The sequence below is a fragment of the uncultured Candidatus Pelagibacter sp. genome (assembly GCF_943788075.1).
Lineage (GTDB): Bacteria > Pseudomonadota > Alphaproteobacteria > Pelagibacterales > Pelagibacteraceae > Pelagibacter.
Genome location: NZ_CALSOW010000006.1, coordinates 22,268 through 43,298 on the forward strand (window position 1 = coordinate 22,268; position 21,031 = coordinate 43,298).

Here is a 21,031-nt window from a genome sequence, read left to right on the forward strand (position 1 = left end):
AATTTTATGAAAAAAATATTTTTAATTATTATGTTTTATGTCATTTTTTTCAGTTCTAATGCCTTTGCTTTTATAGAATTTAAGCAGGAAAAAGATATTTCCTCAGACACTAATCATCTTAGAGGAATAACTTTTAAGCCTGATGGTTTAAGAATGTATGTAACTTCTGATGATTCAACTCCTACAGTCATTGAATATTCATTAACTGTTCCATTTGATATTAGTACCGCTACTAAAATTTCTGAGAATGATCTAGAAGGTGAGGACGGTAATTTTGACAAACCTCATGCAATAGAATTTAAACCCGATGGAAAAGTAATGTATGTTATCCGAAGTCAGTCAGACTATGTGGGTGTACAACAGTTTAACCTTTCAACCGCTTGGGACACAAGAACAATCAGTTATGCCACAAGAAAAATTATAGATGGAGCTGGAGATTGTAGTACCAATGTTCAAGCAAGAGCCCTAGCTTTTAAACCTGATGGAACTCGTATGTTTGTCTCTCAAGAAGGCGCTGAAGTTGTTAGTCAATATGATTTAACTACAGCATGGGATGTTTCGAGTGCAACAAATAATGTGTGTTCAAATAGTTTTGGAGGTGAAGAGTCTGATATGAGAAATATACAATTTAATTCAGATGGAACTATAATGTATCTGGGTGGAAGTAGTGGAGATGATATTAATAAGTACACTCTATCTACACCTTGGGATATAAGTATAATTACTCACAGCACGACAACTTATCCAATTAGTTCACAAACTGTCAATATGAGAGGATTTAAGTTTACAGCTAACTTTACAAAATTATATGTAACTGGAGATGATGGTGCTGGTACAGGAAAAAATGTTGTTTATGAATATAGTTTAGCTTGCGCTGGTACCATTACTTGTGCTGATGCATCAAAAAATGCTGATGTTAAAGCAATCATTGAAGCTAATGTTGAATTATCAAAACGTATAATTAAAAACAACACTCTTCCAATCTTTCATCGAATTGAGTGGTTAAGAAGACATAAAAATAAAGATAATTTATCAAATCTTAATGCAGAAATTGATTTTACAAATGAAAAAATATCAAAATTAGTTAGTGCTCTTAAAAGCTCTAAAAAAGAAGTTGATAGAAGTTATGAGAGTGAGGATTGGTTTCAGTGGAGTGAAGGTAGAATTAGTTTAGGTAAAAACAAATCTATAAATTCATCATCAAGAGATTTTCACAGTTATGGTATCTCAGTTGGTGCAGATAAAATTAAAGATGATGATAGAGATGCTATGCATGGATACGTTTTTCAGTATGCAAACGATAATGTTGATATTGGATATCAAGGAACAAAATTAGAGACTGATGCTTATAGTTTTGCCTTATATGATACCAAACTTAGAGATGATCATTTTTTTACAGATGCATTAATTGGAGTTAGTTTACTAAATATAGATCAAAAAAGAGTTATTTATGGTAACATTTTAGAGGGAAACCGAGAAGGTCAACAAATCTATGGATCATTTAATTTTGGAAAAAGAATAGTTGATGAAGATCTAAACCTCAATCCAGGTATTAAATTAGATTTAGGGTACACAAAACTAAAAGCATTTAGAGAAAAGTCAAATATAGCAAATAGTTTGACCGATGCATTACTTTATAAAGAGCAAAATATTAAATCAGCATTAATAACACTCGGCGTCCTTTTAGATAAAACGGATAAAGATAAAGAAGAAGATGAAATCATTAATCACCATGGTCGACTAGAGTATATTGCCGATCTAAGCCCATCATCAGACGCAGAATTTTATTATCTAAATAGTCAAAGTGCAGTTTACAATTATAATGTAGACAACAAATCCAAACACAATTTTCGAATAGGTTATGGTTTTGATATAACTTCCATATCAGGCTGGTCATTAGTTGGAAATTTTGAAAGATTTAAAGCTAGTGGAAGAGGTTATAGTAATGAAATTTATTTATCAGTAGGTTATGTGCCAATTGATGAAATGAAATTTATGTTTAATGTGAGTAATTTTGAAAACACCAGTTTATCATTAACCAATAGCATAAATGGATTTGATTTAAAGATGAGTTCTAATTACAATTTTTTAAGTGATATACCTGAGTATGGTGCAAAAATAGAAATTTCAAATAAATTTTAATTTAAAACTTATTTGATAAAGTTAAGTTGGCATTATGATTTTCTTGTTTTGAAAAATCATTTTCTAAATTAAATTCTAAGTCAAATACACCTAGTGCTTTAGAAATTTTAAAGTTTGAAGTCATATCTTCACTAAGATCAAATGCAAACTCTGTTTCATTTTTATATAAAAAGCCTGCTGATAATGTATATTGATATATTTGATCATTATTTTCACCTGACACAAACATCTTGGTTCCATCATTATTAAAAGCAATACCAACAGGAGCAGGAGTTTGAGAAGTAATATCGAAACCTGTTCCATCTCCATTTATGTTATCAAAAGTTGCAGCAGCAGCAGCAGCTTGTGCTGAGCTAACAAAAGTTAGATTAAAGATTAGGAATATTGAGAATATTTTTTTTAAATAATTAAGCATTGATTTTGATAGTAAGTTTGACAAATTTCTATAATGAAGACTTATTTCACAGCATAAAAATTTTCATCAAAAAAGAACTTTTCAGCCCGATTTGGGCACAAACTAGAGTAGGTTAAGTAATAAAATAAATTTTATAGGTTAATTTACACTATGCGATTTATTTTAAGAAAATTAGCTAGATGTATTTATAGTTTCTTTTTTTTGACCATCTTTTTTAGTTCAAAAATAGTTTATTCAGGAGAGGTTACTATGCCTACATCGTTAACTACTGATACAACTGATTTTGTATTATTATCTAGTTCTGGTGTCACTCCAAGTATTTCAGGGTATAGCGGAACTCTTTTAGTTTCTGCTGTTGCTTCTGCTGGGAACATCAAAATAACCAACACTACAAGTATTAATTCGGCTAAAGGTTATTGTGGATACGATGATAACACTAGTGCGCCTAATCAATGTACTGGCGACTCTCTTACCGAAATAGGGTTTAGAGGAACACAAGCTAACATTAATAATGCATTAGCAACACTCTCATTTAAAGGAGATGGTTCAACAGGCACAACAATAACTGTTTCTGTTACTCCGGCTGGTGATGATGAAACAGTTAATTATAACTCAGTTAATGGTCATTATTATAAATTAGTAAGTGATAATGGTAACTGGGCAGCCGCAAAAACTGCAGCTGAAGCTTCAACATATGAGGGTTTAACTGGATACCTAGTAACCGTTACTTCTGAATCAGAAAATAATTTTTTAAAATCTAAAATTTCAACAAATACTTGGATAGGTGCTTCTGATAATTCAACATATACAACTACCTCTTATAGTGCAGGTGAACCAACTGAAGGTACTTGGCAGTGGGTATCTGGTCCTGAAAATGGAAAAACCTTTCATTGTCAAGTTGAGCAACTTAATGGAAGTACTCCACCTCAAATAAAAGCTCCAGCGGCGTCAAATGAATGTTCTGTTGCAACTGGTTATTCTTTCATTAATTGGCTAAATAAAGAACCAAATGATCATCCTGGCGTGGGTGCAGGGGATGAAGATTGTGCCCATTTATATGGCACTAGTAGTAAAGCAGGTAAGTGGAATGACTTGCCATGTACTAACACCGTAGGCGCTTATATTATTGAATATGGAGGCACAGCTGGAGAATCTGCTACTGTTTCAGGTCTAACTACTTTGTCAATTAATTCAACTGAATCAGATGATTACAATGTATTTGACGATAAAGAATTAGTTGGGATAGTTGAAGGACAATCAGAAAGTGCAAAAAGGTTTATTTATAGCTCAACTTATCCTGTTTTAGAGAGGATGGAATGGCATCGAACCACAAAAAAAAATGACAATATTAAATTTCAAGATCTTGGCATAAGTCTTGATATGACAAGCAAAGGTACCTATCCATATGCAAAATTATTAGATGCATATCTTTTAAAAGGTGATGTTGATAAGGAACAAAAACTTTCTAACAAGAATATTGAAAAATTTGTAAGTGAACTGCCTCTTTCACAATATTTAAAAAATGAATATGGAACATTTACTCAAGAGTGGAAAGTTTGGAGCTCTGGATACTTTAAAAAAGGTAAAATCAAACTTAAATCAGGTAGCGTAAACCAAAAGTTTGACTCAGATGCCTTAACACTTGGAATAGATAGAATTATTAAGAAAAATACTCTTTTTGGTATAGCCATTAGATTGCAAGATGAAGATACCGATGTAGGGCAATTAGGTACTAAAATTAAGTCTAATGCAAAAAGTGCAACATTATATTCAAGCTGGCATAACAATAAATCAACATTTATTGATGGTTTGGTAGGTTATGGATATATTGAAAATGATCTTACAAGAATAGAGGAAGCTAATACTTCTAATACTTTAACTGGAAATAGAGATGTTAAGCAATATTTTGCTTCAATTAAATTGAATAAAATATTTGATAAAGATAACTTTACATCATTATTCTATGGAAGAGTTGATTATGGATTGTCTAAATTAGAAAGCTTTTCAGAGTCAGGCAATATTCAGGCATTAAAATTCGAAGAACAAAAATTAAAAAATAGATCTATTTCAATTGGTGCTTTAACAAAATATAAAAAAAAAATTAAGAAAGGGTATTTTTTACCCTATGGTAGAATTGAATTTTTTGAAAATTTAACTCCTAATTCAGAAGCTCAGGCATCATATATTTCTGATCCTAACACCAAATACAATTATACTGTAAAAAAAAACTATTTAAATTCTGTAAAATTAGAATTAGGGTTTGAGTTAAATTTAATTGATAGTTGGTATTTTTCAACCTCTTTCAGAAGATTAATTAAAAATAATAAAGATTATGAGAATGAGTTTGCAATTAAAGCAAGTAAACCATTTTAACAATATCTATAATTTTTAATTATTTATTCGATGACTTTAATTTCAAAATTTATTAATTTAATTAAATCAAATAAAGTCTTTTAATTTAATTTTTTAAGAATAAACTCAACTGTAAAGGAGTAAATATGAGTTATCAATGGGACAATAAAAAACCAACTGCACAAATGCTAGGAAGATGGCAGCCTTTTCATGATGGCCATTATACTTTGTTTAAAGAAATTATTAAAAAAACAGGCCAAGTTTGCATTCAAATTAGAGATGTACAAGGTGTTGATGACAATCCTTTTGATTTTGAGACAGTTAAAAAAAATATAGAAGAAAAGTTAAACCCTGAATTTAAAGGTCAATTTAAAATAATGATGGTGCCCAATATTACCAACATTTGTTATGGACGCGGCGTTGGTTACAAAATCGAAGAAATTGAATTATCAAAAGAAGTTCAGGAAATTTCTGCCACAAAAATAAGAGCAAAAATGAGAGAAGAAGGCAAATTAAAATAAACCTTAATGAGTAGCAATATTAAGATTAAAAAAATTAACAGTGAGATATCTTCAATTATTATTGACGAGCAAAAAACTTATAATTCATTATCGTTTAAAAATTTAACTGATTTACTTAAAGCTTTTAAAAAACTTGATGCTGACAAAAAAATAAAAGTTATTATTTTAGAAGGTGCTGGCAAAGGCTTTAGTGCTGGACACAATTTAAAAGAAGTTAGAGGTTTAAAAAAAAGAGATAAGTACCAAAAGTTATTTAATCTTTGCTCTAAAGTAATGCTCCAAATTGTTGAAGGAAGAAAACCAGTTATTGCTAAAGTTCATGGAGCTGCGTTTGCTGCAGGATGTCAATTAGTTGCAAGTTGTGATTTAGCTTACAGCACCAATGAAGCATTATTTGCTACCCCAGGTGTTAATATAGGATTGTTTTGTAGTACTCCGATGGTTGCTGTTAGTAGAAAAATTCATAGAAAACCAATGATGAAAATGTTGTTAACTGGAGAACCCATTAAAGCAAATTATGCAAAAGAAATTGGATTAATTAATGACTGTTATTCAAAATCAAAATTAAATAATGAAGTTTTAAAAGTTGCAAAAACCATTGCCTCAAAATCAAATTTAACAATTAAGATTGGTAAACAAGCCTTTTATAAACAATTAGAAATGCCATTAAAAAAGGCTTATGCATATACTAGTAAAATGATGACAATCAATATGATGGCAATGGATGCTAAAGAAGGAATTTCTGCTTTTTTAGAAAAACGAAAACCAAATTGGAAAAATAAATGATGAAAAACAAAAAAAATATTTTAATTATTATTTTTGTTATTTTGGGCATGTATTTTGCTTTAAGTTTTAAAGATCATAATTTCAAAAGAGCTGTTGATGCTTGCCTTGCTGGAAGTCAAAAATTATCAGAATCAAAAATTACAGATTTAGATAAAGCTCGTAAATTTTGTGAAGATCAGATTAAAAAGAATAAATAATTCATGTCTGAGATTAAGGATATTCTCTCAAAAAATAAAACTATTGCAATGATAGGTGTGAGCAAAGATCCCACTAAACCATCGACTATAGTTATGAAATATATGCAAAAATATGGGTTTAAAGTTATTCCAGTTAATCCCAGAGCTAAAGGAGAAAAAATTTTAGGAGAAGAGGTATATGAAAAAATAACAGACATCAAAGAACCAGTTGATATAGTTGATGTATTTAGACCTTCAAAAGAAGCATACGGCATAGCAGAGGATACAGTAAAAATTGGTGCAAAAGTTTTATGGTTACAACTTGGTATAAGGGATGAAAAGGCCAAAGACTTAATGAAAAAAAATAATATTGAAGTATATTGAAAATAAATGCACCAAGATGGAATATCAAAAATATTTTTTAGGAAAGGTGCAAGCTTTTCCAGTATTAAGTAATTAATGAATATAGTAAATTTTACACCAATAACTGCCACTTTGGGGGGGATGATAATAGGCCTAGCAGTAGTTATTTTTTTTTTATTTAATGGAAGATTAGTAGGAATAAGCGGAATAGCTGCCAATGCATTGTCAGAAAAAAATAATAGATTTGATAATTTGTTGTTTTTAATTGGTTTAGTAATAGGCCCCATTCTTTATACAGTTTTTACTAACAAACAGATCAATATTACAATTTCAAATTCACTAATCTTGTTAATTTGTGCAGGCTTACTAGTTGGAATGGGAACTAGAGTTAGTGGAGGATGCACTAGTGGTCATGGAATAAGTGGTATTGGAAGATTTTCTTTAAGATCTATTATTGCAACCATAACATTTATGATTGTTGGAATATTAACTGTGTTAATCAAAAATTATATATGAATAAATTGATTTCTCTACTTGCAGGTATAATTTTTGGTACTGGATTGGTCATTTCAGAAATGATTAATCCCAAAAAAGTTTTAAGTTTTTTAGATGTATTCGGAAATTGGGATCCATCATTAGCTTTCGTAATGATAGGAGCTCTAATTATTTCTTCACCATTATTCCATTTAATAAAAAATAATAAAAAACCTTTGCTTGCTGATAGCTTTAATTATTCAAAAAATAAAGATATAAATAAACGACTAATTATAGGAGCTGCTTTATTTGGAGCAGGTTGGGGGCTTGGAGGACTTTGTCCTGGTCCAGCTATATCATCTATTGCATTATTGAATATAAACTCTATTACATTTGTTGTTGCCATGTTTATTGGTTTTTATTTGGTAAAATTTTTTAAATTAAGTTCTTAAAATATATTTAAAATTTATGAGTAAAATTTTTTTAGTTTTTGGTCATTATAATCAAAATTCTTTTAACGCTGCAATTCGAGATACTTTTAAAAAAACAGCAGAAGAAAAAGGACATTCAGTTGATGTTGTAGATTTATATAAAGATAAATTTAATCCAGTGTTTGCTGGAGAAAAACCAGATGATGAAGTTCTTGATCATAGAAAAAGAATTGAAGAATTGTGAGACAATTGTTTTAATTGCACCCATTTGGAATTTTAGAATGCCAGCAATTGTTGAGGGATGGATAGATAAAGTGCTTTCTCCTCCTTGGGCTTATACTTTTAAAAAATTAGTTGGAAATTATGGTTATCCAATTGGTAATCTAAAAGATAAAAAAGCTATTATTTTTTGCACCTATGGATCACCAAGGCTAGCAATTACCACTTTCTTTTTAAATCTACCGATTAGAAGATTAAAAAGAGGGGTGTTTCACATGTGTGGCATATATAACATTGTCTATAGAAGATATTTTGCAGTACCCTTTGTTAGCGATGCAAAGAGAAAAGAATTTTTAGATGATGTTAAAAAAACTGCAAACAATATTTAAAGCCCTAATTATCTATTCAATTCTTTTATCTTCATCAACCGCAGAAATCCTAAAACCTAGTAGCAATATAAAGCCATCAGAAGTGGTTAAAATCCAACTAAATGGACTTCAAAAAAATGATTTAGATTTTAAAGATAGTGGCATAGAGCAAACCTGGAATTTTGCTCACCCTAACAATAAAAAAGTTACTGGCCCTTTACCCAACTTTAAAAGGATGATTAAGGGAGACGCATATCAAATGATGTTAGATCACATAAGCCACACTATAACAGAGCTTGGAAGTAGCAATAATTGGGCTCAATTTGAGGTGATAATATTAGATAAGAATAAGATCTATCATAAGTTCAATTGGCAAGTCGAAAAGTACACCCTTGATGGATTGTTAAAGGATTGTTGGTTGACCACTATGGTCTCAAACCCGATCCCACTAGGGAGTTCAATTTAATTATCCACAGATACAATTTTGTTTCGTTATTTCAAAAAATTTAGTAGGAATCGCGAATGAAAACAAAAACTAAAGTCGTTGTAGTTGGCGGTGGAGTTGTAGGAGTTAGTGCTCTTTACCATTTAGCAAAAAAAGGTTGGTCAGATGTTGTTCTTGTTGAAAGAAAAGAATTAACTTCTGGATCTACTTGGCATGCAGCAGGATTATTACCTTTATTTAATATGAGTTATTCAGTTGGACAACTTCATAAATATGCGGTTGATCTTTATAAAAAATTAGAGGAAGAAACTGGAAAAAATGTTGGCTTTAGTGTTGTATCAAATATTCGTTTAGCAAGTACCAAAGATAGAATGGATGAGTATCATCAGTACGCTGGTGTTGCCCAAACTATTGGTGTTGATGTTAAATTTTTAACTCCTGATCAAGTAAAAGAAATTTGGCCTTTGTGCCATACAGAAGATTTAGTTGGTGCAATCCAACACCCAGAAGATGGTTATATTCAGCCTGCTGATTTAACTCAAGCAATGGCTACGGGTGCAAGAAATCTAGGTGCAGAGATTTATAGAAACACAAGTGTACTCTCAATGAAACAAACTAAAGATGGTTGGGTTGTTGAAACTGACAAAGGTTCTATTGAGTGTGAACATATTATTTCTTGTTCAGGAAATTTTGCAAGACAAACTGGTAAAATGGTTGGCTTAGATATCCCAGTTATTCCAGTTGAACATCAATATATTGTAACTGAACCACATCCTGAAATTCAAAAAAGAAAAAAAGATGGCTTACCAGAAATGGGAGTTCTAAGAGATAGTGATAACAGATGGTACATGAGAGAAGAAGCAGGTGGATTAATTTTAGGTCCATACGAGGATGGTGCACCAGCTTGTTATGTTAATGGTCCCTCAAAAGATTCAGAGTATGAATTGTTTCAAGAAGATTTAGATAGATTAGCGCCACACATAGAAGGAGCAATTCACCGTGTTCCTGCGTTTGGAGAAGTGGGCGTTAAAAAAGTTTATAACGGTGCAATTTGTTATACACCAGACGGTAATCCAATTGTCGGACCTGCATGGGGATTAAAAAACTTTTGGATTAACGAAGGACATAGTTTTGGAATTACTGCAGCAGGTGGAGCAGGATGGCAATTAGCTGAATGGATTGTTGATGGTGAACCAACTATTGATATGCTTGGAGTTGAACCGAGACGTTACGGAGATTACGCAACCAAATCTTATTTAAAAGCTAAAAATGAAGAAGCTTATAGTCATGTGTTTATTACACATTACCCTGATGAAGAAAGACCAGCTGCAAGACCTTTACGAACTTCACCTTGTTATGAAAGAATGAAAGATTTAGGTGCAGTTTTTGGACAAAAATTTGGTTGGGAAAGACCTAATTTTTTTGCAACAGATGGCATGGAACAAAAAGACGATTGGTCTTTTAGAAGATCTAAGTGGTTTGATGCTATTAAGAAAGAGTGTCAAAATGTAAAAGATAATGTTGGTCTTTTAGATATGACCGCATTTGCAAAATGCAGAATTAAAGGTCCAAAAGCTGAAGAATTTTTAGATCATTTAGTTGCAAATAAACTTCCAAAAAAAATTGGAAGAATTGGATTATGCCATGCTCTTAATACTAAAGGCGGTGTTCACTCAGAATTTACAATTATGAGGGAGTCTGAAAATAGTTTCTATTTAGTATCTGCTGGGGCAAACTTAAGATTAGATCATGACTGGATTAAAAAATGGATGCCAAATGAAGGTGTTACTTTTGAAGATCTAACTAACAGCACAGGTGTACTAGTTGTTGCGGGTCCTAAATCAAGAGAGTTGTTACAAAAGGTATCTACTGATGATTTTTCAAATGAAAATTTTAAATGGTTAACTGCACAAAATGTTGATGTTGGATATGCTCCTGTTAATGCCATGAGAGTAAACTTTGTTGGAGAATTAGGTTGGGAACTTCATCATCCAATTGAATATCAAAATCATATTTTTGATAAGTTAATGGAAGCTGGAAAAGGTTTAGGTATTAAACCTTTTGGTATAAGAGCAATGAATAGCTTAAGACTAGAAAAATCATATAAACTAGTTGGTACTGAACTTTCAATTGAATATTCGCCGTACGAATCTGGGTTAGATAGATTTGTTCATCCTAATAAAGGAAGCTTTATTGGATTAGAGGCTCTTAATAAATGGAGAGAAAAAGGTTTTGATAATAAACTTATTACTCTTGAAATTCATAACACTAAAGATGCTGATGTTTTGGGAAATAACCCAATTTATAAAGATAAAAAGGTTGTCGGTAGAGCAACAGGAGGTGAATTTGGTTTTAGATTAGATAAATCAATTGCCCTTGCTATGGTTAAACCAGAGCATGCTAATGTAGGCGACAAATTACAAGTTGATATTTTAGGTGAAATGTATGAGGCTACTGTATTAGAAGAGAGTCCATATGATTCTGAAAATAATTTATTGAGAGCTTAATGAAAATCTTAGTCGCCGTTAAAAGAGTTATTGATTACAACGTTCAAATAAGAGTTAAAGAAGATGGCACAGGTGTTGTTACTGATAACGTTAAAATGTCAACAAATCCACCAGATGACAATGCAATCGAAGAGGCAGTAAAGATTAAAGAAAGTGGAAAAGCAACAGAAGTAATTGCTGTAACTGTCGGTGAAGAAAAAGCTCAGGAAACTGTAAGAAAAGCTTTAGCGGTTGGAGCTGATAGAGGAATTCATGTTAAAGCAGAAGGGATAATAGAACCCATTGCTGTTTCAAAAATTTTACAAAAAATTGTTGAAAAAGAAAAACCAGATTTAGTCTTCATGGGTAAACAAGCGATTGATGATGATTGCAATCAAACAGGACAAATGTTGAGTGCATTATTAAATTGGCCTCAAGCAACTTTTGCCTCAAAAATTGAAGTTAAAGATGGAAAATTAGAAGTTATTCGAGAAATTGATGAAGGTTTAGAAACTATCGAAATCAATACTCCAGCAATCGTAACTTGTGACCTAAGATTAAATGAGCCAAGATATGCTTCACTACCAAATATAATGAAAGCGAAGAAAAAACCTATTGAGCAAATGAATGCATCAGATCTAGGAGTTGATACAGCACCTAAAATACAACAGATAAAAGTAGAAGAACCACCTAAGCGTAAAGCTGGAATTAAGGTTTCAAGCGTAGCTGAACTAGTTCAAAAATTAAAAAATGAAGCAAAGGTAATCTAATGTCAGTATTATTAATAGCAGAGCATAACAATAAAGAGCTAAAATCGTTTACTTTAAATGCCGTAACAGCAGCTTCTCAAATTGATAGTGACGTTCATGCATTAGTTATTGGAAACAATTGTGGGGATGCTGCAAAGGCTGCATCAGAACTTCCTTTGGTTAAAAAAGTAATCACAGTTGAAGCTACTTATTATGAAAATTTTTTAGCAGAAAATTTTGCTCCAGTTATTGTTAAGCTTGCAGATAATTATTCACATATAGTTTGTTCAGCAAATACATTTGGTAAAAATTTAATGCCAAGAATAGCTGCTAAATTAGATACGTCACAAGTTAGTGATATTATTAAAGTAGAGTCAGCGGATACTTTTGTAAGACCTATTTATGCAGGAAATGCTTTTGCAACCGTTAAAAGTTCTGATGCAAAAAAATGTATTACTATTAGACCAACTTCTTTTGATCCTTGTGAAAGTACAGGGGGATCAGCACCAATTGAAACTGCTGAAGCAGGAGAAGAATTTTCGTTAACAAAATTTGTTAAACGAGAAGAAGTTAAATCAGATAGACCTGAGCTTGGAACTGCAAGAATAGTAGTGTCAGGTGGAAGAGGGATGCAAAGTGGAGATAATTTTAAATTAATTACTTCTATTGCAGATAAATTGAATGCAGCAATAGGAGCTTCAAGAGCAGCGGTTGATGCAGGATATATTAGTAATGACCACCAAGTTGGACAAACAGGTAAAGTAGTTGTGCCAGATTTATATATTGCGGTTGGAATTTCAGGAGCTATTCAGCATTTAGCAGGTATGAAAGAAAGTAAAGTAATAGTTGCAATTAATAAAGATGGTGAAGCACCAATTTTCAGTGTTGCAGATTATGGTTTAGAAGCAGATCTATTTGAAGCTTTGCCACAGTTCTTAGAAGAACTGAACAAATTAAACACTATACAAAAATAATTCTTAAAGATAAAAATATCCTATGGGTAGAGAGTCGATGGAGTATGATGTTGTAATAATTGGAGGTGGTCCTTCTGGATTATCTACAGCAATTAAACTCAAACAACTTGATGCAAACTTAAATGTTTGTTTATTAGAAAAAGCCTCAGAAATTGGTGCTCATATTTTAAGTGGGAATGTTTTTGAAACACGAGCATTAGATGAACTTTTACCGAATTGGAAAGAGCTTAACTCCCCAATTAAAACAAAGGTTTCAAAAGAAAAATTTTTATTTTTAGGTAAAACCAAATCTTTAAGTTGGCCAACATGGTTACTTCCTAAGGTTCAACAAAATCATAACAATTATATAATTAGTTTAGCAAATTTATGTAGATGGCTAGCAGAACAAGCTGAAGCCTTGGGTGTTGAAATATTTCCAGGATTTCCTGCAAGTGAAATTTTATATAACGAAGATGGATCGGTAAAGGGTGTTGCCACACAAGATATGGGTATTGATAAAGATGGAAATCAAAAAGATAGTTTTGAGCCTGGGATTGAATTATTAGGAAAAGTAACTGTATTTGCAGAAGGTTGTAGAGGCCACTTAGGAAAACAATTAATTGAAAAATTTAATCTCTCAAAGGATAAAGACCCTCAACAGTATGGAATTGGTTTTAAAGAAATTTGGGAAATAGAGGACAAAAATCATGAAGAAGGAATGGTAATGCATACTGCGGGATGGCCATTAGATAATAATACTTATGGAGGTAGTTTCATATATCATGCTGAAAATAAGCAAGTGTTTTTAGGATATGTTATTGGTTTAGATTATAAAAACCCACATCTTTCTCCGTACGATGAGTTCCAAAGATTTAAAACCCATCCAGCAATTAAAAAAATTATTGAAGGTGGAAAGAGGATTTCCTATGGAGCACGAGCATTAATTGAAGGAGGTCTTCAAAGTTTACCTCAAATGTTTATGCCTGGGGCATTACTAGTTGGTTGTGATGCGGGAACATTAAATATGCCAAAAATTAAAGGCTCTCATACAGCAATGAAAAGTGGAATGATTGCTGCAGAAGTAATAATTAAAAATATTAAAGAAAAAAAAAGCTTATCCATTTATGAAGAAAAATTTAAAAAGAGCTGGGTTTATGAAGAGCTTCATGCGGCTCGTAATGTAAAACCTAGTTTTAGCTGGGGTTTATTACTTGGAATAATATTTACTGGAATTGATCAAATTTTATTTAAAGGAAAATTACCTTTTACTTTAAAACATAAGCATGCTGATCATGAAACTTTAAGACCTGCAAATAAGATGCCTAAAATAGAATATCCAAAATATGATAATATTATTACTTTTGATAAAACAAGCTCTGTTTATCTAACCGGTACAAATCACGCTGACAATCAACCTGTTCACTTAAAACTTAAAGATCCTAATTTACCAATAAGTTACACTTTAGAAAAATTTGATGAACCTGCTCAAAGATATTGTCCAGCAGGTGTTTACGAAGTTCAAAAAGAAAATGATATAAACAAATTTGTAATTAATTCTCAAAATTGTATTCACTGCAAAACTTGTGATATTAAAGAGCCTTCACAAAATATTACTTGGGTAACTCCGGAAGGTAGTGGTGGACCTAAATATGGAAATATGTAATTTAAGATAAATCTATTGCAAACTTTTTTAAAGTTTCAATAGGTACGTGTTTTAAAGTATTTTTATGAGTTCTCTTTAAAAATATCGGACATCCTTTACCAGCTTCAACTGCTTTTGCGTACCAGCTTGCACAAACACACCATCCATCTCCATCTTTTAAACCAGGAAATCCAAATTCTGGATGTGGTGTAATTAAATCATTACCCGCAACCTTTAACCATTCTAAAAATTCAGTTGTAACTTTTGCACAAACAGTATGAATACCATGATCATTTTCATCGGTGTTGCAACAACCATCACGGTACCAACCTGTTAAAGGATTATTTGAACACTCTTCTAGATCTTCACCTAGAACATTTTTTTGTTTTTCACTCATTTAGATTTTTGTTGGGTTAGGCTGACCTTTATAAACTTCTTCTGGATCAAATTTTTTTTCTTTTTCTAAAAATTCCATTTCTATTTTACGACCATTATCAATTGGTCCCATTGGAATAGATCTATAAAAACAAGACCTATATCCTACATGACAACTTGCACCATCACCTATATCAACAGTCATCCAAATTGAATCTTGATCATCATCAATTCTTAGTTCAGTTACTTTCTGAGTAAAACCACTAGTTTTACCTTTGTGCCAGATAGCTTTCCTAGATCTACTAAAATAATGTGCCTCTTTGGTTTCAATGGTTTTTTTAAAAGCTTCAACGTTCATATACCCATGCATTAATACGTCTTTTGTTTTAGAACACATGGTAATTACAGGGATTAACCCATCATTATCAAACTTAGGTGATAGAAGATTTCCCTCCTCAATTTCAACTACATTTTCTCTTTTTTTGAACATATAGAGTGATTATGTAGCATATATATGAATATATTAAATATTTTAAAATTAAGTATTTACTATATAAAAAGGCGTTATGAAATTAGTTAAAGACACAGATAATAAAACATTAGATGCAAGTAAAGTTTCTGACAAAGAAGCTGAAGAAGCATTTAAAACTATTTTAACTTGGTTGGGAGAAGATCCTAACAGAGAAGGTTTATTAGAAACTCCTAAAAGAGTTATGAAAGCATATAAAGAATATTTTGCAGGCTATAAAATTGATCCAAGTAAAATTTTAGATAAAACTTTTGGAGATGTAGATGGTTATGATGACATGGTCATACAAAAAAACATTTCTATCCAAAGTCATTGTGAACATCACATGGCACCAATTATAGGTAAAGCTCATGTAGCATATATTCCAAAAGAAAGAGTTGTTGGATTAAGTAAACTTGCTAGAGTTGTGGAAGTATTTTCAAAAAGGTTACAAACACAAGAAAGACTAACAATGCAAGTTGCTAAGACATTAATGGAATCATTAGACGCAAAAGGTGTAGCTGTAACGATTGACTCAACTCACCAATGTATGACAATGAGAGGAATTAAAAAAGAACAAGCTTCGACTGTTACAAACTACTATTTAGGACAATTTAAAGAAGATCTAAGTTTTCAAAATAGATATTTAAGATTCATAAGTATCACAAAAGATTAAAGTGTCAGATCAATTCAAAGCATTAATTATCAATCAAGAAGGTGATAATTTTACTAGAGAAGTAAAGTCTGTAGATAAAAGTTTTTTAAAACATGGCGATGTAACTATTAAAGTAGATTATTCAGATCTAAATTTTAAAGATGGAATGATTCTAAAGAATGGTGGAAGATTAGTTAAAGAATTTCCACATATCCCAGGTATAGATTTTTCAGGTACAGTTATAGAAAGTGAAAATTCAAAATTTAAAGAAGGTGACGAGGTAATTCTAACCGGCTTTAGAGTTGGGGAAGTTTTCTTTGGGGGATACTCACAAATAGCAAAAGTTAATGCAGATTTTTTAGTTAAAAAACCAAAAGATCTTACAAGCAAACAAGCAATGATATTAGGTACTGCTGGCTTTACTTCTTTAATGAGTGCTTTTGCAATTCAAGCAAGAGAAAGTATTTTATTAGGTGAAAAAGTTAATGATGTTTTAGTCACCGGTGCTACTGGTGGAGTAGGAAGTGTTGCGGTTATGGCATTAACTAAACTAGGTTACAATGTAACCGCTGTTACAGGAAAAGATTCTAAAGCTGATTACTTAAAATCATTAGGTGCTAAAACTGTTGTAAATAGGTCTGAATTTGACAAAGACCCAAGGTTAATTGATAAAGGTTTGTGGGACGGTGTTGTTGATACTGTGGGTGGAAAAATTTTAGCAAACGCAATAGTTCAAACAAAACCGAGTGGTATTATTGCAGTTTGTGGGAATGCAAATAATAATGAATTAAATACAAGTGTTATACCTTTTATGTTGAGAGGAATTAAACTTTGGGGAATGGACTCTGCAAATTGTAGTATTAAAAGAAGAGAATTTATATGGTCAGAAGCTTCAAAATTAATTGATTTTGATTTACTCGAAAAATCAATTTTAACAGTTAGTTTAGAAGAATTAATAGAAACTTATCCAAAAATTTTAAAAGGTGAAATTTCTGGCAGAGTTATAGTTGATTTAAATAAATAATGGATTGGGATAAATTAAAAATTTTTCATGCAGTAGCTGAAGCAGGCAGTTTTACTAATGCAACAGTCAATCTAAATCTAAGCCAATCTGCTATTAGTCGGCAAATTCAAGCACTAGAACAAGATTTAAAAGTTCAACTTTTTGAAAGACATGCAAGAGGTTTAACTCTTACAGAGAATGGAGAATATGTATTTAAAACAGCTCATGAAGTTATTGCTAAATTAAAAGAAGTAGAAACATCTTTAGGTGATCAAAAAAATAAACCAACTGGAAAATTAACAATCACAACGGTTAGAAGTTTTGGTACACACTGGTTAACACCTAGAATTCAAGAGTTTATGAGATTAAATTCTGAAATAGAAATTGAATTAGTATTTGATGACAAAGAATTAGATTTAAGTACTAGACAAGCTGATATTGGTATTTTTATGAGAAGACCAAAACAATTAAATTATATTCAAAAAAAATTAGTTGATATTAAATATTATGTTTATGGATCTAATAAGTATTTAGAAAAATTTGGAATGCCAAAAACGATTGCTGATTTAAATAAACATAATTTTATTTCTTTTGGAAAAGGTGCTCCTTCTCCAGTTTATAATCCAGATTGGGCATTAAAACTTGGAATGCATGATGGTAAAAAAAGAAAAACTGTTATGAAAGTAAATAGTGTTATGGGTTTGCTTTTAGCTGTGGAGTCTGGGGTGGGGCTTGCTGCACTACCTGAGTACTTAGTATCTAATTCATCTAACGTTATTAAAGTTTTACCTAAATCAGAAGGTCCAATTACTGAGGCGCATTTTGTGTATCCTCAATCACTTAAAAATACTGCAAGAGTTCAAGCTTTCAGAAACTTCTTGTTCAGTAAAATTGGTGACTGGAAATAAAGTTTTCCAATCTAACTAAGTCAACATCACAGATACTTAAAAAGGCTTTACAACTGCGACAATATATGCGATTGATAATCATTCGCAATGAGAATAATTCTCAGTCGCAAATCAATAAGGGTAAGGAAAAGGATAAAATGAAAAAAATAACTATATTGGCAATGTTTTTAACATTCTTTACCAATTTAAGTTTTGCAGCTGAAGTAAATGTATTTAGCGCAAGACATTACGATTCAGACATTCAACTTTATAAAAAATTTACTGAAAAAACAGGCATTAAAGTAAACGTTGTATCGGGAAAAGATAAAGCTTTACAAAAAAGAATAACAGAAGAGGGCGCGGACTCTAAAGCAGACATTTATATTACAGCAGATGCAGGAAGATTAGGTGCATTTGATGCTAAAGGAATGTTTCAAAATTCAATGACTTCAACTATCAAGGCCGCTGTTCCAAAAAACTTTAGATCAAAAAACTGGACTGGAATAGCTAAGAGAGCAAGAATTATGTATTACTCACCAGAAAGAGTTAATGCAAATGAGTTAAATGGAATGACTTACGAAGGTCTTGCCGACCCTAAATGGAAAGGCAGAGTTGTTATAAGAAAATCCAATAATATTTATAATCAATCACTTGTTGCTTCATTGGTTAAACATAATGGAAAAAAAGCTACTTGTGAGTGGTCAAAAGGTGTTGTTGCTAATATGGCGAGAGACTCAAAAGGAAATGACAGAGCTCAAATATTAGCAGTTGCAGCAGGGGAAGCTGATTTAGCTGTAGCTAATACTTATTACTTGGCATTAATGTTGTCTGGAAAAAAAGGAGCAGAACAACAAGCGGCTGCTAAAAAAGTATTACCATTTTTTCCAAATCAAGGTGATAGAGGAACTCATATGAATATTAGCGGAGGTGGAGTTTTAAAAAATTCACCAAATCCAGAAAATGCAAAAAAACTTCTTGAGTTTTTATTAACTAAAGAAGCGCAAGAGCATATTGTGAATAATACATTTGAGTATCCAATGATTGAAGGTATTGAGCCGCATGATTTAGTTAAACAGATGGGTCTTGGATTTAAACAAGATTTGAATACTAAAGTTATTAATTACGGAAAAAATCAAGCAATAGCGTTGGAGTGTATGCTAGCTGCTAAGTGGAAGTAATTAATAATGAAAAAAAATTTATTTAATTTTGATAACAATAATTCTTCTAATGCAAGTGGTTCACAAGTGGGTCAGATAACATGTGAACCATGTGCAAATGAATGTAAAAAAATTGAAATTAAAATAAATAATAGAAAATTATCTGATATTAAAAACGAAGAGATTGATCGTCTCATAAGTGTTTTTAACGAAGTGGATTAATTTTCAAAAAAAGTGAACATAATTTAATAGTCTTTACCCTTCTATTAATTATGTTCACTAAATAACAAAGGGTAAATGTGTATTTAAAAAAAATAAATATTTGGTATTTAAGTTCTTTTTTAATTTCAGTTGCTGTAGCAATACCAATTGTTACTGTATTTTCTAGCTTTTTTGATAGCACTGGTGAATATTCTTCTATTATCAAGAATACATTTCTTTACGATTATATATTTAATTCTTTAACTCTTTTGTCTGGGGTATTATTTTTAACTTTTATAATTGGAGTATCGAGTGCTTACTTAGTTTCCTTTTATAAGTTTACAGGATCAAATTTTTTTAAATGGGCATTAATCCTATCTTTTGCAGTGCCAGCTTACATTTACGCTTATTCATTAACAGCTTTTTTTGAAAATTATGGAACAGCCTTTTCAATTTTAAAAAATCTATTTGGAGATGGTGATTATAACTCCCAAATACCAAAGTTTGATGGAATGTTTGGAGCGATAGTTGCAATTTCGTTTTCATTATTTGGGTATGTCTATGTGCTAACACGAGCTTCTTTCCACTATCAATCTCAAAATTTAATAGAACTTGGAAGAAATCTTGGTTTTAGTAAACAAAAATCATTTTTTAAAATAATTTTACCCTCTGCAAGACCTGCGATAGTTGCCGGATTATCACTTGTTGCAATGGAAACTTTATCTGATTTTGGTGCAGTATCATTCTTTGGAATATCCACTCTAACTACTGGAATTTATAATGCTTGGATTTCATTTGACGATCTTGCTTTAGCAAATCAGCTATCTTTTTATCTGTTAATTTTTATACTTGGATTGTTTGTATTGGAAAATCTATCTAGAAGAAAAGCTCAATATCATTCTCCAACCAAAGGGGGATTTAAAAAGAAATCATTAACTACTTTAAGAGGTTATAAATCTTTATTAGCTTTTTCTTTTTGTTTTTTAATTTTTTTCGTAAGTTTTTTATTTCCTGTTCTTCAAATGCTTTACTGGACAATTATTTTTCCAAAGCATTTAATTGATTTAGATCTAATTAATTTATTTTCCAATACGATAATCTTAGTTTTATTATCAAGTATTGTTTTAATTAGTTTTGCCTTTATTTCTAATTATGGAAATAGATTGTCTAAAAGTAAATTTTTAGAAATCTTAACTACTTTTTCAATATCAGGTTATGCTATTCCTGGGATCATTTTAGCTGTAGCATTTATTACTTTTATCTCTTGGTTTGATAAAAACATTATTAGTTTCTTCGATCTAAAAAATATAAAATCAATTTTTATTGGATCCATTTTAGGTCTGGTTATAGTTTATTTTATAAGGTTTTATTCACTTGCAAATAATGGAATTAAATCAGGTTATTTAAAAATAAGTTATTCAATTGATGAAAGTGCTTATTTACTTGGTTACTCAAAATTCAAAACTTTTAAGAATATTCATATACCTTATTTAAAAAACTCTATTCTATTGATTGGCATTTTGATCTCTATCGAAATTATTAAAGAGTTACCCATAACATTAATAATGAGACCGTTTAATTTTGAAACTTTTGCAACTCAAGCCTATATTTATGCTTCTCAAGATTTATTAGAAGCTGCTGCAGCTCCCTCGTTATTTCTTATTCTTATTGCAAGTTTCTTTATTTTAATTACATCTAGATATATTCTTAAGGATTAATTGAT

General features: G+C 31.1%; 24 protein-coding genes. 21 read left to right on the forward strand and 3 right to left on the reverse strand.

Annotated elements, in window-relative coordinates:
- Positions 1–6: 6 nt before the first annotated feature.
- Entirely contained in the window at positions 7–2,142 is a 2,136-nt protein-coding gene (locus Q0X98_RS06765) for an autotransporter domain-containing protein (RefSeq protein WP_297682348.1), read from the forward strand.
- Position 2,143: 1 nt separating this feature from the next.
- Here the strand turns inward: Q0X98_RS06765 and Q0X98_RS06770 are convergent, their stop codons facing one another.
- Positions 2,144–2,557 carry a hypothetical protein gene (locus tag Q0X98_RS06770; protein WP_297682350.1) on the reverse strand — a complete coding sequence of 138 codons (414 nt, stop codon included), beginning with the start codon at positions 2,555–2,557 and terminating at the stop codon, positions 2,144–2,146.
- Positions 2,558–2,806: 249 nt separating this feature from the next.
- Here Q0X98_RS06770 and Q0X98_RS06775 point away from each other — a divergent pair, with 249 nt between their 5' ends.
- From Q0X98_RS06775 to Q0X98_RS06840, 14 genes are all read left to right on the forward strand, one after another.
- Positions 2,807–4,930, forward strand: a complete 2,124-nt coding sequence (locus Q0X98_RS06775) for an autotransporter domain-containing protein (RefSeq protein WP_297682352.1) — start codon at positions 2,807–2,809, stop codon at positions 4,928–4,930.
- A gap of 125 nt (positions 4,931–5,055) precedes the next feature.
- Positions 5,056–5,430 carry a cytidyltransferase gene (locus Q0X98_RS06780; protein ID WP_028037195.1) on the forward strand — a complete coding sequence of 125 codons (375 nt, stop codon included), beginning with the start codon at positions 5,056–5,058 and terminating at the stop codon, positions 5,428–5,430.
- A 6-nt stretch (positions 5,431–5,436) separates the two neighbouring features.
- Positions 5,437–6,216 (forward strand): enoyl-CoA hydratase, encoded by a 780-nt coding sequence (locus tag Q0X98_RS06785; RefSeq protein ID WP_297682355.1) that lies wholly within the window; start codon positions 5,437–5,439, stop codon positions 6,214–6,216.
- Positions 6,213–6,413 carry a hypothetical protein gene (locus tag Q0X98_RS06790; protein WP_297682357.1) on the forward strand — a complete coding sequence of 67 codons (201 nt, stop codon included), beginning with the start codon at positions 6,213–6,215 and terminating at the stop codon, positions 6,411–6,413. Before Q0X98_RS06785 ends, Q0X98_RS06790 begins: the two co-directional genes overlap by 4 nt.
- Positions 6,414–6,416: 3 nt before the next feature.
- The gene (locus tag Q0X98_RS06795) at positions 6,417–6,776 is read left to right on the forward strand and encodes a CoA-binding protein (protein WP_297682359.1); all 360 of its coding nucleotides are present in this window, start codon (positions 6,417–6,419) and stop codon (positions 6,774–6,776) included.
- Between the two features lie 75 nt (positions 6,777–6,851).
- Positions 6,852–7,271, forward strand: a complete 420-nt coding sequence (locus Q0X98_RS06800; RefSeq protein ID WP_297682361.1) for a YeeE/YedE family protein — start codon at positions 6,852–6,854, stop codon at positions 7,269–7,271.
- Positions 7,268–7,681, forward strand: coding sequence for a DUF6691 family protein (locus Q0X98_RS06805; protein ID WP_297682363.1), 414 nt, complete (start codon positions 7,268–7,270; stop codon positions 7,679–7,681). The genes Q0X98_RS06800 and Q0X98_RS06805 overlap by 4 nt, the downstream gene beginning before the upstream one ends.
- 16 nt (positions 7,682–7,697) lie before the next feature.
- Complete coding sequence (locus Q0X98_RS06810; RefSeq protein ID WP_297682365.1) at positions 7,698–7,904, forward strand: NAD(P)H-dependent oxidoreductase; 207 nt, start codon at positions 7,698–7,700, stop codon at positions 7,902–7,904.
- The gene (locus Q0X98_RS06815; protein ID WP_297682366.1) at positions 7,873–8,268 is read left to right on the forward strand and encodes an NAD(P)H-dependent oxidoreductase; all 396 of its coding nucleotides are present in this window, start codon (positions 7,873–7,875) and stop codon (positions 8,266–8,268) included. The genes Q0X98_RS06810 and Q0X98_RS06815 overlap by 32 nt, the downstream gene beginning before the upstream one ends.
- Positions 8,237–8,713, forward strand: coding sequence for a hypothetical protein (locus tag Q0X98_RS06820; protein ID WP_297682368.1), 477 nt, complete (start codon positions 8,237–8,239; stop codon positions 8,711–8,713). The genes Q0X98_RS06815 and Q0X98_RS06820 overlap by 32 nt, the downstream gene beginning before the upstream one ends.
- A 56-nt stretch (positions 8,714–8,769) precedes the next feature.
- Positions 8,770–11,199: an FAD-dependent oxidoreductase gene (locus Q0X98_RS06825; RefSeq protein ID WP_297682370.1), complete on the forward strand. Its 2,430-nt coding sequence runs from the start codon at positions 8,770–8,772 to the stop codon at positions 11,197–11,199.
- Positions 11,199–11,948, forward strand: coding sequence for an electron transfer flavoprotein subunit beta/FixA family protein (locus tag Q0X98_RS06830; protein WP_297682372.1), 750 nt, complete (start codon positions 11,199–11,201; stop codon positions 11,946–11,948). Before Q0X98_RS06825 ends, Q0X98_RS06830 begins: the two co-directional genes overlap by 1 nt.
- The gene (locus Q0X98_RS06835) at positions 11,948–12,901 is read left to right on the forward strand and encodes an FAD-binding protein (RefSeq protein WP_297682374.1); all 954 of its coding nucleotides are present in this window, start codon (positions 11,948–11,950) and stop codon (positions 12,899–12,901) included. The genes Q0X98_RS06830 and Q0X98_RS06835 overlap by 1 nt, the downstream gene beginning before the upstream one ends.
- A 22-nt stretch (positions 12,902–12,923) precedes the next feature.
- Positions 12,924–14,543: an electron transfer flavoprotein-ubiquinone oxidoreductase gene (locus Q0X98_RS06840; protein ID WP_297682376.1), complete on the forward strand. Its 1,620-nt coding sequence runs from the start codon at positions 12,924–12,926 to the stop codon at positions 14,541–14,543.
- Between the two features lies 1 nt (position 14,544).
- Here Q0X98_RS06840 and Q0X98_RS06845 read toward each other — a convergent pair whose 3' ends face one another.
- Together Q0X98_RS06845 and hisI are read right to left on the reverse strand one after the other, a co-directional pair.
- Positions 14,545–14,919 (reverse strand): DUF2237 domain-containing protein, encoded by a 375-nt coding sequence (locus Q0X98_RS06845; protein ID WP_297682378.1) that lies wholly within the window; start codon positions 14,917–14,919, stop codon positions 14,545–14,547.
- Complete coding sequence (gene hisI, locus Q0X98_RS06850) at positions 14,920–15,387, reverse strand: phosphoribosyl-AMP cyclohydrolase (RefSeq protein WP_297682380.1); 468 nt, start codon at positions 15,385–15,387, stop codon at positions 14,920–14,922.
- Between the two features lie 76 nt (positions 15,388–15,463).
- On the opposite strand from hisI, the gene folE reads away from it, so the two are divergent.
- From folE to Q0X98_RS06880, 6 genes are all read left to right on the forward strand, one after another.
- Complete coding sequence (folE, locus tag Q0X98_RS06855) at positions 15,464–16,081, forward strand: GTP cyclohydrolase I FolE (RefSeq protein WP_297682382.1); 618 nt, start codon at positions 15,464–15,466, stop codon at positions 16,079–16,081.
- Between the two features lies 1 nt (position 16,082).
- Entirely contained in the window at positions 16,083–17,084 is a 1,002-nt protein-coding gene (locus tag Q0X98_RS06860) for an MDR family oxidoreductase (protein ID WP_297682384.1), read from the forward strand.
- On the forward strand, positions 17,084–17,971 hold the full coding sequence (locus tag Q0X98_RS06865; protein ID WP_297682386.1) for a LysR family transcriptional regulator: 888 nt from the start codon (positions 17,084–17,086) through the stop codon (positions 17,969–17,971). The genes Q0X98_RS06860 and Q0X98_RS06865 overlap by 1 nt, the downstream gene beginning before the upstream one ends.
- A gap of 137 nt (positions 17,972–18,108) precedes the next feature.
- Entirely contained in the window at positions 18,109–19,128 is a 1,020-nt protein-coding gene (locus Q0X98_RS06870) for an extracellular solute-binding protein (RefSeq protein ID WP_297682388.1), read from the forward strand.
- 6 nt (positions 19,129–19,134) lie between these two features.
- Positions 19,135–19,329 (forward strand): hypothetical protein, encoded by a 195-nt coding sequence (locus Q0X98_RS06875; protein ID WP_297682390.1) that lies wholly within the window; start codon positions 19,135–19,137, stop codon positions 19,327–19,329.
- 77 nt (positions 19,330–19,406) lie between these two features.
- A complete protein-coding gene (locus Q0X98_RS06880; protein ID WP_297682392.1) occupies positions 19,407–21,026 on the forward strand; it encodes an iron ABC transporter permease in 1,620 nt (539 codons plus the stop codon).
- Positions 21,027–21,031 lie beyond the last annotated feature (5 nt).

Excerpts from the sequence above, each read along its gene's own strand:
- Q0X98_RS06765 (WP_297682348.1), top strand. The coding sequence starts at position 7 with ATGAAAAAAATATTTTTAATTATTATGTTTTATGTCATTTTTTTCAGT.
- Q0X98_RS06770 (WP_297682350.1), bottom strand. The coding sequence starts at position 2,557 with ATGCTTAATTATTTAAAAAAAATATTCTCAATATTCCTAATCTTTAAT.
- Q0X98_RS06775 (WP_297682352.1), top strand. The coding sequence starts at position 2,807 with ATGCCTACATCGTTAACTACTGATACAACTGATTTTGTATTATTATCT.
- Q0X98_RS06780 (WP_028037195.1), top strand. The coding sequence starts at position 5,056 with ATGAGTTATCAATGGGACAATAAAAAACCAACTGCACAAATGCTAGGA.
- Q0X98_RS06785 (WP_297682355.1), top strand. The coding sequence starts at position 5,437 with ATGAGTAGCAATATTAAGATTAAAAAAATTAACAGTGAGATATCTTCA.
- Q0X98_RS06790 (WP_297682357.1), top strand. The coding sequence starts at position 6,213 with ATGATGAAAAACAAAAAAAATATTTTAATTATTATTTTTGTTATTTTG.
- Q0X98_RS06795 (WP_297682359.1), top strand. The coding sequence starts at position 6,417 with ATGTCTGAGATTAAGGATATTCTCTCAAAAAATAAAACTATTGCAATG.
- Q0X98_RS06800 (WP_297682361.1), top strand. The coding sequence starts at position 6,852 with ATGAATATAGTAAATTTTACACCAATAACTGCCACTTTGGGGGGGATG.
- Q0X98_RS06805 (WP_297682363.1), top strand. The coding sequence starts at position 7,268 with ATGAATAAATTGATTTCTCTACTTGCAGGTATAATTTTTGGTACTGGA.
- Q0X98_RS06810 (WP_297682365.1), top strand. The coding sequence starts at position 7,698 with ATGAGTAAAATTTTTTTAGTTTTTGGTCATTATAATCAAAATTCTTTT.
- Q0X98_RS06820 (WP_297682368.1), top strand. The coding sequence starts at position 8,237 with ATGATGTTAAAAAAACTGCAAACAATATTTAAAGCCCTAATTATCTAT.
- Q0X98_RS06825 (WP_297682370.1), top strand. The coding sequence starts at position 8,770 with ATGAAAACAAAAACTAAAGTCGTTGTAGTTGGCGGTGGAGTTGTAGGA.
- Q0X98_RS06830 (WP_297682372.1), top strand. The coding sequence starts at position 11,199 with ATGAAAATCTTAGTCGCCGTTAAAAGAGTTATTGATTACAACGTTCAA.
- Q0X98_RS06835 (WP_297682374.1), top strand. The coding sequence starts at position 11,948 with ATGTCAGTATTATTAATAGCAGAGCATAACAATAAAGAGCTAAAATCG.
- Q0X98_RS06840 (WP_297682376.1), top strand. The coding sequence starts at position 12,924 with ATGGGTAGAGAGTCGATGGAGTATGATGTTGTAATAATTGGAGGTGGT.
- Q0X98_RS06845 (WP_297682378.1), bottom strand. The coding sequence starts at position 14,919 with ATGAGTGAAAAACAAAAAAATGTTCTAGGTGAAGATCTAGAAGAGTGT.
- hisI (WP_297682380.1), bottom strand. The coding sequence starts at position 15,387 with ATGTTCAAAAAAAGAGAAAATGTAGTTGAAATTGAGGAGGGAAATCTT.
- folE (WP_297682382.1), top strand. The coding sequence starts at position 15,464 with ATGAAATTAGTTAAAGACACAGATAATAAAACATTAGATGCAAGTAAA.
- Q0X98_RS06865 (WP_297682386.1), top strand. The coding sequence starts at position 17,084 with ATGGATTGGGATAAATTAAAAATTTTTCATGCAGTAGCTGAAGCAGGC.
- Q0X98_RS06870 (WP_297682388.1), top strand. The coding sequence starts at position 18,109 with ATGAAAAAAATAACTATATTGGCAATGTTTTTAACATTCTTTACCAAT.
- Q0X98_RS06875 (WP_297682390.1), top strand. The coding sequence starts at position 19,135 with ATGAAAAAAAATTTATTTAATTTTGATAACAATAATTCTTCTAATGCA.